General features: G+C 39.8%; 13 protein-coding genes and 1 pseudogene. 12 read left to right on the top strand and 2 right to left on the bottom strand.

What is annotated here, in order from left to right:
* Positions 1 to 8: 8 nt before the first annotated feature.
* The 11 genes and pseudogenes from sdhC to AVJ19_RS08630 all read left to right on the top strand — a co-directional run bounded on the left by sdhC (position 9) and on the right by AVJ19_RS08630 (position 12,894).
* Entirely contained in the window at positions 9 to 407 is a 399-nt protein-coding gene (gene sdhC / locus AVJ19_RS08680) for a succinate dehydrogenase, cytochrome b556 subunit (RefSeq protein WP_162626571.1), read from the top strand.
* Positions 407 to 796 (top strand): succinate dehydrogenase, hydrophobic membrane anchor protein, encoded by a 390-nt coding sequence (gene sdhD / locus AVJ19_RS08675; RefSeq protein WP_111859348.1) that lies wholly within the window; start codon positions 407 to 409, stop codon positions 794 to 796. The genes sdhC and sdhD overlap by 1 nt, the downstream gene beginning before the upstream one ends.
* Positions 784 to 2,682: an FAD-binding protein gene (locus tag AVJ19_RS08670; protein WP_111859347.1), complete on the top strand. Its 1,899-nt coding sequence runs from the start codon at positions 784 to 786 to the stop codon at positions 2,680 to 2,682. The genes sdhD and AVJ19_RS08670 overlap by 13 nt, the downstream gene beginning before the upstream one ends.
* Before the next feature lie 14 nt (positions 2,683 to 2,696).
* Positions 2,697 to 3,407, top strand: a complete 711-nt coding sequence (locus AVJ19_RS08665) for a succinate dehydrogenase iron-sulfur subunit (RefSeq protein ID WP_068973516.1) — start codon at positions 2,697 to 2,699, stop codon at positions 3,405 to 3,407.
* A gap of 575 nt (positions 3,408 to 3,982) precedes the next feature.
* On the top strand, positions 3,983 to 6,820 hold the full coding sequence (locus AVJ19_RS08660) for a 2-oxoglutarate dehydrogenase E1 component (RefSeq protein ID WP_111859381.1): 2,838 nt from the start codon (positions 3,983 to 3,985) through the stop codon (positions 6,818 to 6,820).
* Entirely contained in the window at positions 6,820 to 8,031 is a 1,212-nt protein-coding gene (gene odhB / locus AVJ19_RS08655) for a 2-oxoglutarate dehydrogenase complex dihydrolipoyllysine-residue succinyltransferase (protein WP_111859346.1), read from the top strand. The genes AVJ19_RS08660 and odhB overlap by 1 nt, the downstream gene beginning before the upstream one ends.
* A gap of 98 nt (positions 8,032 to 8,129) precedes the next feature.
* Positions 8,130 to 9,563 (top strand): dihydrolipoyl dehydrogenase, encoded by a 1,434-nt coding sequence (gene lpdA, locus AVJ19_RS08650; RefSeq protein WP_111859345.1) that lies wholly within the window; start codon positions 8,130 to 8,132, stop codon positions 9,561 to 9,563.
* 169 nt (positions 9,564 to 9,732) lie between these two features.
* Positions 9,733 to 10,899 (top strand): ADP-forming succinate--CoA ligase subunit beta, encoded by a 1,167-nt coding sequence (sucC, locus tag AVJ19_RS08645; RefSeq protein WP_111859344.1) that lies wholly within the window; start codon positions 9,733 to 9,735, stop codon positions 10,897 to 10,899.
* A gap of 12 nt (positions 10,900 to 10,911) precedes the next feature.
* Positions 10,912 to 11,801, top strand: a pseudogene (gene sucD, locus AVJ19_RS08640) (succinate--CoA ligase subunit alpha).
* A 220-nt stretch (positions 11,802 to 12,021) separates the two neighbouring features.
* On the top strand, positions 12,022 to 12,483 hold the full coding sequence (locus AVJ19_RS08635; RefSeq protein ID WP_162626569.1) for a hypothetical protein: 462 nt from the start codon (positions 12,022 to 12,024) through the stop codon (positions 12,481 to 12,483).
* Positions 12,484 to 12,681: 198 nt separating this feature from the next.
* Positions 12,682 to 12,894: a hypothetical protein gene (locus AVJ19_RS08630; protein ID WP_111859342.1), complete on the top strand. Its 213-nt coding sequence runs from the start codon at positions 12,682 to 12,684 to the stop codon at positions 12,892 to 12,894.
* Positions 12,895 to 12,935: 41 nt separating this feature from the next.
* Here the strand turns inward: AVJ19_RS08630 and rsmD are convergent, their stop codons facing one another.
* Both rsmD and mrdA read right to left on the bottom strand, forming a co-directional pair.
* A complete protein-coding gene (gene rsmD / locus AVJ19_RS08625) occupies positions 12,936 to 13,496 on the bottom strand; it encodes a 16S rRNA (guanine(966)-N(2))-methyltransferase RsmD (protein ID WP_228203329.1) in 561 nt (186 codons plus the stop codon).
* The gene (mrdA, locus tag AVJ19_RS08620; protein WP_111859340.1) at positions 13,489 to 15,543 is read right to left on the bottom strand and encodes a penicillin-binding protein 2; all 2,055 of its coding nucleotides are present in this window, start codon (positions 15,541 to 15,543) and stop codon (positions 13,489 to 13,491) included. Before mrdA ends, rsmD begins: the two co-directional genes overlap by 8 nt.
* A 281-nt stretch (positions 15,544 to 15,824) precedes the next feature.
* Between mrdA and AVJ19_RS08615 the strand changes: the two genes are divergently transcribed.
* A complete protein-coding gene (locus AVJ19_RS08615; RefSeq protein WP_111859339.1) occupies positions 15,825 to 16,343 on the top strand; it encodes a hypothetical protein in 519 nt (172 codons plus the stop codon).
* The last annotated feature ends 8 nt before the right edge of the window (positions 16,344 to 16,351 follow it).

Below are 16,351 nucleotides of genomic sequence, written 5' to 3'. Positions count from 1 at the left end.
CTTACAGGATGCCCGCTGTGAAAAGCAACAGACCTGTCAATTTGTCCATGGGTCAAGTTTTAGATGTAAACTTAAAATCCCCTGTGGCTATTGCATCAATCTTACACCGTCTTTCAGGTGTCATCGTATTTTTACTCGTACCGGTACTTTTGTGGCTTTTAGACAAATCGTTGTCTACGCCTGAAGGCTTTGCGCAAGTGCAAGCTATCTTTGGCGGCTTTATTGTACGTTTTGTTGTATGGGTGTTTGTAGCAGGTTTATTATTCCATTTGATTATGGGTATTAAGCACTTACTTGCTGACCTCGGTTTTGCTGAAGAACTGCAAAGTGGTCGTGTTGCAGCTACAATTGCATTAATTTTGGCTGCGATTTCTGTTATCGCATCATTTGTATGGATTGTTCTCTAATGAAAAGTGCTACAGGTTTAACGGGTTCAGGTTCTCGTGATTGGTATATCCAACGTGTGAGTGCTGTTGTTCTAGCTGTTTATACTGTTGTTGTGCTTGGTTGGATTCTTTGCAATGGCGGATTTGACTATGAACAATGGAAAGGCTTCATGATGACACTTCCAATGAAGATTTTATCTTTATTGGCTGTTTTCTCTCTAGTTGTACACGCTTGGATTGGCATGTGGCAAGTATTCACTGACTATGTGACTACCCGTCAAATGGGTCCTTCAGCTTCAGGTTTACGCATCGTGTTAACGTCAGCAGTAATTATTGCTGTAATTGCATATGCAATCTGGGCAATCCAGATTTTTGGGCGAATTGATAGGAAGATGTCATGGGCGCTATAACCCCTAAAGAAGATTACACAAATATTCCACATCAAACATTCGATGCAGTGATTGTTGGTGGTGGTGGTTCAGGTATGCGTGCATCTTACCAACTTGCTCAAGCTGGTTTGAATGTGGCTGTACTGACTAAAGTATTCCCAACACGTTCTCATACTGTTGCGGCACAAGGTGGTATCGGTGCATCTCTTGGTAATATGCAAGAAGATAATTGGCACTATCACTTTTATGATACGGTTAAAGGTTCAGACTGGTTAGGTGACCAAGACGCAATCGAGTTTATGACGCGTGAAGCACCGCAAGTTGTTTATGAACTTGAACACCTTGGTATGCCATTTGACCGTAACGCTGACGGTACAATTTACCAACGTCCTTTCGGTGGTCATGCTGCGAACTATGGTGAAAAACCAGTTCCACGTGCTTGTGCTGCTGCTGACCGTACAGGTCACGCACTTCTTCACACGCTTTATCAAAGCAACGTGAAAATGGGTACTCAATTCTTTGTTGAATGGATTGCATTAGACTTAATCCGTAACGAAGCAGGTGATGTGCTTGGTGTAACTGCGATTGACCAAGAAACGGGCAAAATTGCAGTATTCCAAGGTAAGGCAACATTGTTTGCTACTGGTGGTGCGGGTCGTGTTTACCGTGCATCTACGAATGCATATATCAACACTGGTGACGGTCTTGGTATGGCGGCTCGTGCAGGTATTCCATTACAAGATATGGAATTCTGGCAGTTCCACCCTACAGGTGTAGCGGGCGCAGGCGTATTGTTGACTGAAGGTTGTCGTGGTGAAGGTGCAATCCTTCGTAATAAAGACGGCGAACCGTTCATGGAACGTTATGCACCAACTTTGAAAGATTTGGCTCCACGTGACTTCGTATCACGCTCTATGGACCAAGAGATCAAAGAAGGTCGTGGTTGTGGTCCTAAAGGTGATTATATCCTTCTTGATATGACTCACTTAGGTGCGGACACGATCATGAAGCGTTTACCATCTGTATTTGAGATCGGTAAAAAATTCGCGAACGTTGACATCACGAAAGAAGCGATTCCTGTAGTACCAACAATCCATTATCAAATGGGTGGTATTCCAACGAATATTCATGGTCAAGTTGTTCTTCCTGAAAGTGCTGAAACTCAAGAACTTGTTGCGAACTACAACAAAGAAACTGGTGTGTATTCACACAATGGTGGTGAACGTAACTTCACTAAACCTGTAAAAGGTTTCTATGCAATTGGTGAATGTTCTTGCGTATCTGTACATGGTGCAAACCGTTTAGGTACCAACTCACTTCTTGACTTGGTTGTATTTGGTAAAGCTGCAGGTGAACACATCATTGATTACGTGACTAAACATCACGGTGATGAGTACACACCATTACCTACAACTGTGCTTGCGAATACAGTAAATCGTATTAAACACCTTGATGATTCAACTTCAGGTGAAAATGCACAAGAAGTTGCTGATGCAATCCGTGACATCGTTCAAGATCACGCGGGTGTATTCCGTACTCAAGCATTACTTGACGAAGGTGTTAAACAGATTCTTGCAATCGAACCTCGTGTACGTAACATTCACTTGAAAGACAAATCTAAAGTATTCAACACAGCACGTATTGAAGCTTTGGAAGTTGAAAACTTATATGAAGTGGCGAAAGCAACCTTGATTTCTGCTGCTGCACGTAAAGAATGTCGTGGTGCGCATACAGTTGTAGATTACGAGTTACCACCTGATCATGCAGATTACCCATATGGTCGTCGTGATGATGAGTGGATGAAACACACATTGTGGTTCTCTACAGACAATCACTTGGAATATAAGCCAGTACGCTATAATCCATTGAAAGTTGATCCAATTCCACCTAAACCACGTACATTCTAATTGGGAGAAATAAGATGAGTAGAGGTACCCGTACATTCGAAATCTACCGCTATGATCCTGATAAGGATAAAGCACCGTACATGCAAACTTTTAAACTTGAATTGACTGATAAGCACCGTATGTTGCTTGATGCTCTTCTTGCGTTGAAAGTGGAAGATGAGTCATTAACATTCCGTCGCTCTTGCCGTGAAGGTATTTGTGGTTCGGATGGTGTGAATATCAACGGTAAAAATGGTTTGGCTTGTCTTTGGAACTTGAACGATTTACCAGAAAAAATCGTGATTCGTCCATTGCCGGGTTTGCCAGTGGTTAAAGATTTAGTTGTGGATATGAATCAGTTCTACGATCAGTATGACAAAATTCAACCATTCCTAATCAATAATCAACCTGCGCCACCGAAAGAGCGTTTACAGTCTCCTGAAGATCGTGAACATCTCGATGGTTTATATGAATGTATTCTTTGTGCATGTTGTTCAACTTCATGCCCATCATTCTGGTGGAACCCTGATAAATTCTTAGGTCCATCTGCATTGTTGAATGCATATCGTTTTATCATCGATTCTCGTGATACAGCGACTCAAGATCGTTTAAGTCGTCTTGATGACCCATTCTCATTGTTCCGTTGTAAAGGGATTATGAACTGTGTGTCTGTATGTCCTAAAGGTTTGAACCCAACAAAAGCGATCGGTCATATCCGTAGCATGTTGCTCGACCAAGCAGGCTAATACCCTAAAAATAAAAGAGCGCACCTTGATTTGAGGTGCGCTCTTTTTTTTATTTAAGATAAAATAGTATTTTTCTATAAATGGGTTGAATTTTTGTATAAGCAACTCCATATAATAATAGATTATACTTGTTATGTATTTCGCTATTTTATGAGTGGTATGTGTCAAAAAAATCAATTGAAGCTTAAGTTCATGTTAGGATTTAACAAGTCCTTGTAAGTGGAAAAAATAGAGCAATATCGTACATTTTTTAACATAAGTGACATGCTGTTGAGTTTATAAAGTAGAAATAGCTTATGAAATAAACCGCTTTAGAAAAAGTAAATCATCGCTTTATTTTTTCTAAGTCGATTTGCAAAAAATTGCTCAGCTGCGGTTGAGTATAGGTGAGTGGTGATGCCATTGAGGGCGTTATGATTCATTGTCTGCATTAGTAAAATTCTAATGCCGTATAACGCCCTTTGGTTTTTGAATAACCAAGGGGTGAGTGCCAATTTACCAGTTTGGCATGATCAATCTTGGGTATGCTTAAAAAGCATCCTCTAATGTTTTTGCAATAGGAAATGGGTCCACAAATGCAAGAAGTTGCTGACGCACTGCGTCTTGACACTGAACTTTCCGCTGATAGTGCAGCGTATATTGAAGAGCTTTACGAGCAGTACCTGTCTTCTCCAACCTCAGTCGGTGAGGATTGGCAACAATATTTCGATAAATTCCCGAAAGGCGATCAGCCCCACGGTAACATTCGTGAGCAATTCTTATTATTAGGTCGCAACTCTAATCGTGTTCAACCTGTTGTACAAAGTGAAGTCAGCACTGAACACGAGCGTCGCCAAATTGGTGTGTTGCAACTGATTGCTGCGTATCGTAACCGTGGACATCAAAAAGCAAAACTTGATCCACTAGGTTTGGCAAAACGTGAAGACGTGCCAGATTTGGAGCTTGCTGCGCATGGTTTAACCAAGTCGGATTTAGATACTGTATTTAATGCAGGTAATCTTGCGATTGGTAAAACTGAAGCAACTTTAGGTGAAATGGTTGAAGCAATGGAAGCAACATATTGTGCTTCTATTGGTGTTGAATACATGCACATTGTTGATACCAAAGAAAAACGTTGGATTCAACAACGCTTAGAAAATACTAAGGGTCAATTCAACTTTTCTGCAGAGCAAAAGAAACACGTTTTAGAGCGTTTAACTGCGGCAGAAGGTCTTGAAAAATTCCTTGGTAATAAATATGTAGGCGCAAAACGTTTTGGTGTGGAAGGTGGTGAATCTTTCATTCCAATGGTTAATGAGCTAATTCAACGTGCAGGTTCTGTAGGTTGTAAAGAAGTTGTCATCGGTATGCCACACCGTGGTCGTTTGAACTTGCTTGTGAACATTATGGGTAAAAACCCTGCTGATTTGTTCGGTGAGTTTGAAGGTAAGGCATTGAATAAGAAAGGTTCTGGTGATGTTAAATATCACCAAGGTTTTTCTTCAAACGTGATGACACCAGGTGGCGAAGTTCACTTGGCATTGGCATTTAACCCATCACACTTAGAAATCGTTGGACCTGTAGTTGAAGGTTCTGTACGTGCACGTCAAGTACGTCGTAAAGACATTGGTGGTGATGATGTATTGCCAGTCATTGTACATGGTGATGCAGCATTTGCAGGTCAAGGTGTTAACCAAGAAACTTTCCAAATGTCACAAACTCGTGGCTATACCGTAGGTGGTACAGTACACATTGTTGTGAATAACCAAGTAGGCTTCACAACTTCTGATCCACGTGATGCACGTTCTACAGAATACTGTACTGACATTGCAAAAATGATCCAAGCACCGATCTTCCATGTCAATGGTGATGATCCTGAGTCTGTATTATTTGTTGCACAGTTGGCACATGATTTCCGTCATACATTCCGTAAAGATGTTGTGATTGATATGTTCTGTTACCGTCGTCGTGGTCATAACGAAGCGGATGAACCTGCTGCAACCCAACCAATGATGTATCAAGTGATCAATAAAAAAGCGACAACTCGTACGCTTTATGCAGATCAGTTGGTGCAAGAGAAAGTATTGGATCGTGCTGCGGCAGATGCTTTGGTTGAAAAGTATCGTGAAGATCTTGAAGCAGGTCGTCATGTTGCAAATGCACTTGTACTTGAACCAAACAAAAAAATGTTTGTGGATTGGACACCATATTTGGGTCATGACTACACAGATGTTTGGGATACAACATTCCCAATCGAACGCTTAAAAGAACTTGGTACAAAAATGCGTGAGTTGCCTGAAGGCTTCGTAATGCAACGCCAAGTATCGAAAGTGATCGATGATCGTTTGAAAATGCAAACAGGTGAAATGCCATTAAACTGGGGTGCTGCTGAAACTCTAGCGTATGCATCTATTCTTGATGATGGTTATTTGGTGCGCTTGACTGGTGAAGACGTTGGTCGTGGTACATTCTCACACCGTCATGCAAAACTACATAACCAAGTTGATGGTTCTGTTTATATTCCACTTTGTCACATCAAAGAAAATCAACCTCGTACAGCGATTTATGACTCTTTATTGTCAGAAATGGCGGTACTTGCATTTGAATATGGTTATGCAACAACATTGCCACACAGTTTAATTATTTGGGAAGCACAATTTGGTGACTTCGCGAACTGTGCGCAAGTTGTGATTGACCAGTTTATTTCTTCTGGTGAAACTAAATGGGAACGTGTGTGTGGTTTAACATTACTTCTTCCACACGGTTTTGAAGGTCAAGGTCCTGAGCACTCATCTGCACGTTTAGAGCGTTTCTTACAGCTTTGTGCGGAAGACAATATGCAAGTGATCACACCAACAACACCTGCTCAAATCTTCCATGCGATGCGTCGTCAAGCAATTCGTCCTATTCGTAAACCAATGATCGTAACTTCACCGAAGTCATTGCTTCGTCACAAACTTGCAACATCTACTTTGGAAGAGCTTGCAACAGGTTCATTCCAAACTGTGATTGATGAAGTAGATCAAATCAACAAAGCAGACGTTACTCGTCTAGTGTTGTGTGGTGGTAAGGTTTACTACGATTTACTTGAAAAACGTCGTGAGCAAAACTTAAATATCGCAATTGTACGTGTTGAACAATTGTATCCATTCCCAGAACAACGCATTGCTGAAGTTCTTGCGACTTATCCAAACATTCAAGAACTTGTTTGGTGTCAAGAAGAACCGAAGAACCAAGGCGCATGGTTATTCATCGCACCTCGTTTATATGAAGGTGTAATGAACTCTGGTAAACAAATTCGCATTAGCTACGCAGGTCGTGATGCTTCAGCTGCACCTGCATGTGGCTCACCATACTTGCACGCAAAACAACAAGCTCAGCTCGTCAATGATGCACTTGCAATCGTAGCTGATCAATCAGGAGAATCTAAATAATGGCAACCGAAATTAAAGCACCGGTGTTCCCAGAATCAGTTGCTGATGGAACAATTGCAACTTGGCATAAACAACCAGGTGAAGCAGTATCACGTGATGAAGTTATTTGTGATATCGAAACGGATAAAGTTGTTTTAGAAGTTGTTGCTCCTGCCGATGGTACTATTGCGACTATCGTTAAAAATGAAGGCGATACGGTTCTTTCAGCAGAAGTGATTGCCACTTTTGAAGAAGGTGCTGTTTCTGGTGCTGCGCAAACTCAAGCTGTTCAATCAGAAGAGAAAGTAGAACAGGCTGCTGCACAAACTCAAGCAGGTAATGCACCTGTGGTTGAACGTGCACAAGTTGCTGATCAAGCACCAGCAGTTCGTAAAGCATTAACTGAAACGGGTATTTCTGCATCTGATGTAGATGGTACTGGTCGTGGTGGTCGTATCACTAAAGAAGATGTTGCGAATCATCAAGCTAAACCTGCTGCTTCTGTAACACCTTTAAGTGTTGCTGTAGGTGAACGTATCGAAAAACGTGTTCCTATGACACGTCTTCGTAAGCGTGTTGCTGAGCGTCTTCTTGCAGCGACTCAACAAACTGCAATGTTGACAACGTTCAACGAAGTGAACATGAAACCAATCATGGAAATGCGTGCACAATATAAAGATGCGTTCGAAAAACGTCATGGTGCTCGTTTAGGCTTTATGTCTTTCTTCGTTAAAGCGGCTACTGAAGCGCTTAAACGCTACCCAGCTGTAAACGCGTCAATTGACGGTGATGATATTGTTTATCACGGTTTCTATGATATCGGTGTTGCAGTATCGAGTGATCGTGGTCTAGTTGTACCTGTGCTTCGTGATACAGATCGTATGAACTATGCTGAAGTTGAAAATGGTATCCGTGGATTTGCTGGTAAAGCACGTGACGGTAAACTTTCAATTGAAGATATGACTGGTGGTACATTCACGATTACTAATGGTGGTACTTTCGGTTCATTGCTTTCAACTCCGATTTTAAACCAACCACAAACGGCTATTTTGGGTATGCATAAAATCCAAGATCGTCCAATGGCGGTAAATGGTCAAGTAGAAATTCTACCAATGATGTATTTGGCACTTTCTTATGACCACCGTTTAATTGATGGTAAAGAAGCTGTAGGTTTCCTTGTAGCAATTAAAGAATTGCTTGAAGAACCAGCACGTTTAATCCTTGATCTTTAATTCTTAGTTCATTATAAATCTTCCCTAACCCCTCTTTAAGAAAGAGGGGAAGTCTCCCTGAGTAAAAGGGGGATTTAGGGGGATTGTTTGGAGATAACATGTCTCAGTTTGATTTAGTTGTAATCGGCGGTGGACCAGGTGGTTATGAAGCAGCGATTCGTGCTGCTCAACTTGGTTTCAAAGTTGCGTGTATCGAAAAACGTGTACACAAAGGTAAACCATCTTTGGGTGGTACTTGCTTAAACGTAGGTTGTATCCCTTCTAAAGCACTTTTAGATTCTTCACATCACTATGAAGATACGCTTCATGGCTTAGATGTACACGGAATCTCTGTTGAAAATGTTCAACTAGACCTTCAAAAACTTCTGGCACGTAAAGATAAAGTTGTTGATAACCTTACTGGTGGTGTTGCTCAATTATTAAAAGGCAATGGCATTGAATGGTTACAAGGTACTGGTAAATTACTTGCTGGTAAAAAAGTTGAATTCACACCGTTAGAAGGTGGTGAAGTTCAAGTTTTAGAACCTAAATTCGTCATCCTTGCGACAGGTTCTGTACCTGTAAACATTCCAGTTGCAAAAGTTGATGAAGACTTAATCGTTGATTCAACGGGTGCATTAGAATTCCAAGAAGTTCCTAAACGTCTTGGCGTAATCGGTGCAGGCGTTATTGGTCTTGAGCTTGGTTCAGTGTGGCGTCGTTTAGGTTCTGAAGTTGTTGTGTTTGAAGCATTAGATGCATTCTTACCAATGGCAGACAAAGCTTTGGCTAAAGACTACCAAAAACTTTTGACTAAACAAGGTTTAGACATTCGTGTAGGCGCTAAAGTTGCGGGTACTGAGATTAACGGTCGTGAAGTGACTGTTCAATATACTCAAGGCGGCGAAGACAAAACTCAAACTTTCGATAAATTGATCGTTTGTGTAGGTCGTAAAGCGTATGCAGAAGGTTTATTGGCTGAAGACTCAGGCATTAAACTCACTGAACGTGGTCTTGTTGAAGTCAACGATTGGTGTGCAACTTCTGTTGAAGGCGTATATGCAATTGGTGACTTGGTTCGTGGTCCAATGCTTGCACATAAAGCAATGGAAGAAGGCGTAATGGCTGTTGAACGTATGCATGGTCATGCGGCTCAAATCAATTACGACACGATCATCAGTGTAATTTACACACACCCAGAAGCGGCGTGGGTAGGTTTGACTGAAGAACAAGCTAAAGAAAAAGGTCATGAAGTTAAAACAGGTCAATTCCCATTTGCGGTCAATGGTCGTGCTTTAGCTGCTAATGAATCTGCTGGTTTCGTGAAGTTTGTTGCTGATGCGAAAACGGATCGTTTACTGGGTATGCATATCATTGGTCCTGGTGCTTCTGACATCGTTCACCAAGGTATGATTGCACTTGAGTTTGTATCTTCTGTTGAAGACTTACAGTTGATGACTTTTGGTCACCCAACCTATTCAGAAGTGGTTCATGAAGCTGCGCTTGCAGTGGATGGACGTGCGATTCACGCGATTCAGCGTAAACGTAAATAACACAAAAAAGAGCGGTTTCGACCGCTCTTTTTAAGTTTTGATGGTTGTTTTTAATTGAATAATCATCTAATAATAAAAGAACTAATTTTAATAAATGCCAATAGTTATTGCGATGGAAGTTTAACTATTAGTGTGTCATAACAATGTGAAAAGTAGTAAAAGGTAAAAAATGAATCTACATGAGTATCAATCGAAAACGCTGTTAAAAAAATATGGTATGCCAGTTCAAGAAGGCATTTTAATTACAACCCCTGAAGAAGCATCGAAAGCATTTGAGCAGATTGATGGTAAATTTGCTGTCATGAAAGCACAAGTACATGCGGGTGGTCGTGGTAAAGCAGGTGGTGTAAAAGTTGTAAAATCTGCTGAAGAAGCAGCAGAATATGCTAAAAGTTTACTTGGTACAAATTTGGTGACTTATCAAACAGATGCCAATGGTCAACCAGTAAATAGTATTTTAGTCTGTGAAGATGTATACCCTGTAGAACGTGAATTATATTTAGGCGCAGTGGTGGATCGTTCAAGCCGCCGTGTGACTTTCATGGCATCGACTGAAGGTGGTGTGGAAATTGAAAAAGTTGCCGAAGAAACTCCTGAGAAAATTTTTAAAATTGAAGTAGATCCACTCGTTGGTTTATTACCATTCCAAGCACGTGAAGTTGCTTTCAAATTGGGTTTAAAAGATAAACAAGTTAGCCAATTTGTCACAATTATGACAGGTGCTTATCAAGCATTTATTGATAATGACTTTGCATTATTTGAAATTAATCCACTTTCAGTTCGTGAAAATGGTGAAATTTTGTGTGTGGATGCAAAAATTGGTATTGACTCAAATGCATTATATCGTCTTCCTGAAATCGCAGCGATGCGTGATAAATCACAGGAAAATGAGCGTGAGCTGAAAGCTTCTGAATTTGACCTAAACTATGTTGCACTTGAAGGTAATATTGGTTGTATGGTCAATGGTGCTGGTCTTGCAATGGCAACGATGGACATCATTAAACTCTATGGTGGTCAGCCTGCAAACTTCCTTGATGTGGGTGGTGGTGCAACCAAAGACCGTGTGATTGAAGCATTTAAAATTATTTTGTCTGATACATCAGTACAGGCGGTATTAATCAATATCTTCGGTGGTATTGTACGTTGTGACATGATTGCTGAAGCAATTATTGCAGCAGTTCAAGAGGTAAATGTAACTGTGCCTGTGGTTGTTCGTTTAGAAGGGAACAATGCAGAGTTAGGTGCAAAATTACTCGATGAATCTGGTTTGAAATTAATTTCTGCGACTGGCTTAGCCGATGCTGCAGAAAAAGTTGTTGCTGCAGTAAAAGCGTAAGGAGTATCAATCATGAGCGTATTAGTAAATAAAGACACCAAAGTATTGGTACAAGGTTTTACCGGTAAAAACGGTACATTTCACTCTGAGCAATCACTTGCTTATGGCACAAAGTTGTTGGTGGTGTAACACCAGGTAAAGGTGGAACAACCCATTTAAATTTACCTGTTTTTAACACAATGAATGAAGCTGTAAAAGAAACAGGTGCAACAGCAACTTCGATTTATGTACCTGCGCCGTTTGTTTTGGATTCAATTATTGAATCGATTGATGCGGGTTTAGAGTTGATCGTCGTCATTACTGAAGGTGTACCTACTTTAGACATGTTAAAAGCAAAACGTTATCTAGAAACTTATGGTAATGGTGCACGTTTAATTGGTCCAAACTGTCCAGGTATTATTACACCAGGTGAATGTAAGATCGGGATCATGCCAGGTCATATTCACCAACCTGGTAAAATTGGGATTATCTCACGTTCAGGTACATTGACTTATGAAGCGGTTGCTCAAACCACTAAACTTGGTTTAGGACAGTCAACATGTATTGGGATTGGTGGTGACCCGATTCCAGGTATGAACCAAATTGATTGCTTGAAATTATTCCAAGAAGATCCACAAACTGAAGCGATCATTATGATCGGTGAAATTGGGGGAACTGCGGAAGAAGAAGCAGCTGAATATATTCAATCGAATGTAACGAAGCCTGTTGTAGGCTATATTGCAGGTGTGACTGCGCCAAAAGGTAAGCGTATGGGTCATGCAGGTGCAATTATTTCAGGTGGTAAAGGTACAGCAGAAGAAAAGTTTGTAGCTTTTGAAAAAGCGGGTATGGCGTATACTCGTAGTCCTGCGGAGTTAGGTTCAACAATGTTGCAATTATTAAAAGATAAAGGTTTAGCTTAATCTTTTATTGAATGGTATAAATTACACAAGAAAGAGGGAGCTTAATGCTTCCTTTTTTTATTTTGTAAATATTGAAAAAATACATTCTAATTTTAAAGAGTGTTATAGTTTAAAAATAAGAAAAATGTGTTTCATATGTCATGGATCAGTCATGTACCCTAAAATATACTTGAGTATTTTATTAATATTTATCGTAAATAGTACATTTGCTGATATTGTGATGAGCCCAAAAAATACATCAATAACAGCGCATCCCATAGAGAAAAATAAAACTTCGGGATTTAAATATGATTTTTTTAAACACTTGAAGCCCAAAAGAGATCAAATTACTGATTCAGAAATGGCAGTAGATATTGCCAATGCTGATTTAAATCAAGAACAAAAGAAATTAGCAGAAGAGCATGAGCAAGAACTGAAAAACTATTCTGTTTTAAGTAATCAGTTTTATGAAGATGAACGTTTCAAAGTGTTTAATTATACAGCATTCACCACAGATGATTTTAAAAATCGAGTCAGTGCAGGACAGTCAGTGCAACAAGAAGTACAAGGTTTAAATATTTCAGTGGGGTACGGGATGGAGTTTAAAATAAATAAAACCAATCGTTTAGGATATGAGTATTTATCAAGTTTTCCTTATGATCGAGGGCAGATGGTGCGTTTATATTGGGTGAAAACATTATAACCCCGTATTTCGACATCTAAAAATTGCGATTTAAATGAGCTCTATAAAAATATTCCCGCTCAAAAATATTTGTTAAAAATGTGAAATATGAATAAATAATGGGTGTAATTTATACAAGAGAAAACACGATATACAATGGCTCTACATGGCTTCTCGCTATTTTGTAGTAAGACAAAATTCAGAAGTGAGTAAAAGCGTATGATTAAGCAGTTGGCTGTTGTTGGATTACTTGGTGTGTCTTTAACAGGATGTATTGTTGCGCCATATGATGATGGAAGCCATCATCATTCAGGTTATGACAGAGATCGCCCACATTGGAATCATGATCGGGATCGTTCAAAATGGGACAAAGACCGTCCAAATCGACCACATGGAAATCATGATCGACGAGATGGACGTAATCATCATTAAGGGGTAAAAATTCAAAAGCCGAGTTTTGAATACTTGGCTTTTTATCTCTCATTTTTTTGAAATAAACCCGCTTGAACCACACCTGCTTTAGTTTGTTTCAGCAGTTGCCAATGTGTGGGTAGATTTAATGTATTTAAGGTACGGTCTGCCTCGACATAAATCATTGCTTTAGGTGCAAGTAAAATATCAACTTTTTCAGCAAGTTCTGCCCATAAATCCAGACTATAAGGTGGATCTAAAAATATTAAATCAAATTTTTCATCTAAACTCGCGATCGCTTGTTGAGCGGTCTGGGCTTTTATTTGGCAGTTTTCTGCTTTTAAAAGTTGAATATTTTCTTTTAAAAATTTCACTTGTTGTAAATTTGGTTCAACCATTACAACATGTTTCGCACCACGAGAAAGGGCTTCAAAACTTAATGCACCTGAACCTGCACAGAGATCAAGTACTTTTGCATTTTGAATATCCCACATTAGCCAGTTAAATAAAGTTTCACGCACACGATCAGGTGTAGGACGTAAACCATCAATTTCAGCAAAAGGCAAAACTCGGCGTTTCCATTCACCACCAATAATTCGAAGTTGATTTTTTACTTTATTCACTGAGTTCAGTTCCATGTTGAGCTGGTGCGGGACGTGTTGTTGGTGCTTGGTGGCTATTTGTTGTTGCAGTTTGTCCAGAGCTTGCATTTGGTTTTGGTTTAGGTAAGGCATTTGGATCTGCACCGAGTGCGATATCACCACTTGGTAATTCACCAGGTTTAATTCCTGCGGTCATTAAGCCACCACTAATTTGATGATTTAGTGGGACGATTGGTTTTTTATTGCGTGTGAGTAACCAGTAGTCAAATACAGGACGTGCAATTTGCGCTGCTGAACCACCATGACGACCATTTTCCCAAATCACAGCAATGGCAATTTCTGGATTTTCCGCAGGAGCAAAGCCAACAAATAAACCATGGTCAAGCTGTCGGTCAGTCAGTAAAGCTTCATTATAGCGTTTGCCTTGCGCAATACTTTTAACCTGTGCAGTTCCAGTTTTACCTGCAATTTGATACATGGATGTACGAATACCACGTCCTGTACCTGTTTGGATAACATCAACCATGGCATCACGCATTTTAACCCAATCTGCATCTGTCCCACTAAAATTGATTTTACCTGTAGGCGCATTGAGAACTTTATGTACTTTTGCACCTTTAGACTCTCGCAATACATGTGGGATAACATGTGCACCATGGTTAGCGGTAATTGCAGTTGCCATTGCCAGTTGTAGTGGTGTTGCAGTAAATGCGCCTTGACCGATACTTACGGAAATGGTTTCACCTTTAAGCCATTTGCTTTTACGGGTACGCATTTTCCATTCAGGGCTTGGGTATAAACCTGTACTTTCACTTGGTAAATCTACACCAGTTTTTTCACCAAAGCCAAACTGCCGCATCCATTCATTCATTTTTTCAATACCCATCTGGTGGGCAAGAATATAAAAATAAGTATCACAAGAAACCACGATGGACTTGTGCATATTGACACTGCCATGCCCCGTTTTTTTCCAGTCTCGGAATTTGTGTGAATCCCCTGGTAAATGGAAGTACCCTGGATCAGAAATAGCAGTAGACCAATCTACAGTTTTATAATGAATACCGCCCAATGCTTCCATTGGTTTAATGGTTGAACCCGGTGGATAACTGCCTTGTACAGCACGGTTATAAAGAGGTTGGTCTAAATTATCACGTAAAGCACTATAGTCTGCATGCCCAATGCCTGTAACAAATAGATTTGGATTAAAGCTTGGGCTAGAAACCAATGCTAAGATTTCACCTGTGCGAGGATCAATGGCGACAATTGCACCACGGCGACCTGCTAATTGTTCTGCCGCAACTGTTTGTAGTCCATAATCTAAAGATAAAAATAAATCGTTACCACGTGTTGACTCTTTACGACCTAAATGACGTAAAACATTACCATGCGCATCAGCTTCAATAGATTCATATCCAGGATTACCATGTAGTAAATCTTCATAAGATTTCTCAACACCAATTTTGCCGATTAAGTTCGTTCCAGCATAAGAATCTTTATTAATTTCTTTCAGTTCTTTGTCGTTGATGCGTCCCACATAACCAATCACATGCGCAAATAATTCACCATGTGGATAATAACGTGTCATTTGCGTTTCAATATCGACACCGGGAAACTGGAATTTTACTTCACTAAAACGAGCAATATCTGTTTCAGTCAAGTTCAACTTGAGTGTGACACGTTCTGTTTTTTTCGAGGTTTTAATCCGGCTAAAAAAGCGTTCAATATCTTCTTCGTTCAAATTTAGAATAGGCGTAAGACGTTTTACTGTGTCATCAATATCTGCGACATCGGCTTTACTGAGGGTTGCTGTAAAGACAGGGTAATTATCAGCAAGTAAAATACCATTTCGGTCATAAATGTAGCCGCGTGCAGGTGCAATAGGTTGTAGACGAATACGGTTTTTATCAGAAGCCTCACTAAATTCTTCATGATGAAAAATTTGTAAATAAGCATAACGTGCAACAAGCAGCAGTAAAAAAAACGAGACAATCCCAATAGAAAAGAAAATACGGCTTCGGAAGATGCGCTTTTCTTTCTGAACATTCTTTAACGGAAACTGCTGTTTCATATAGGCATCGACTTACTTGGCAAAATTAGGTGCAGAGTGCGGGCAGCCATTTTACCTTAGAATTAAGTGAAGGATGGTAATATTCGTTTTGAAACTACATAAAAATCTGTAAAAATGCATCATCGTTGTAAATTGAAGTTTGATTTTTTGTCTAACAACTCTTGACCTTAGCGACACTAAATTTCTAGTGTTTTGTATATGAGTTGTTAAATAATTCTGTTAAAGTCAGAAAAATATGGAAGATCGTGTTTGACCCAAAATTAGGGACAATGGAGAAAATAATGAAAAAAATCTTTCCCTTAATATTACTATTAGGATTAGGAAATGCAGCACATGCTGGATTGCAAGATTATTTACCAGAAGCAAAACTAAAAGAGACAGATGCTGCAACGTTTAATGTTGGCGCAGGTCTCACACAAAAAATTGCACATTTTAATGGTGAGTGGGTCAACCCATATGGAATTGCTTATGCCAAAGTTGGTGCTTTTGTGAGTGGTGATCATGAATTTGCTGGACAGGTTGGTTTTCGTTATCCAGCGTTTTTAAATGGGACTGACAAAAATGGCTTTTATGTTGGCGTTTATGGCGGTTCACTCAAAAGCAAAAAAGTTGATAATAAAGATGAGATCCAATATGGCGCAGGTGTAGACTTAGCCTATGTTTTATTGAATAAAGAACGCATTAGTACATTGAGTGTAGGTATTGGAGCAGGTAGTGAAATTCATGACAGTCGTGGCAATATGATTGAAGAAACCAAACCACAACTGCAATTTGCTTATACTTTGAGTTTTGGACTTTAAGTTTTATA

This window comes from Acinetobacter sp. CFCC 10889 (genome assembly GCF_003268395.1).
GTDB lineage: Bacteria > Pseudomonadota > Gammaproteobacteria > Pseudomonadales > Moraxellaceae > Acinetobacter.
This window is presented reverse-complemented; position numbering and strand designations above follow the sequence as displayed.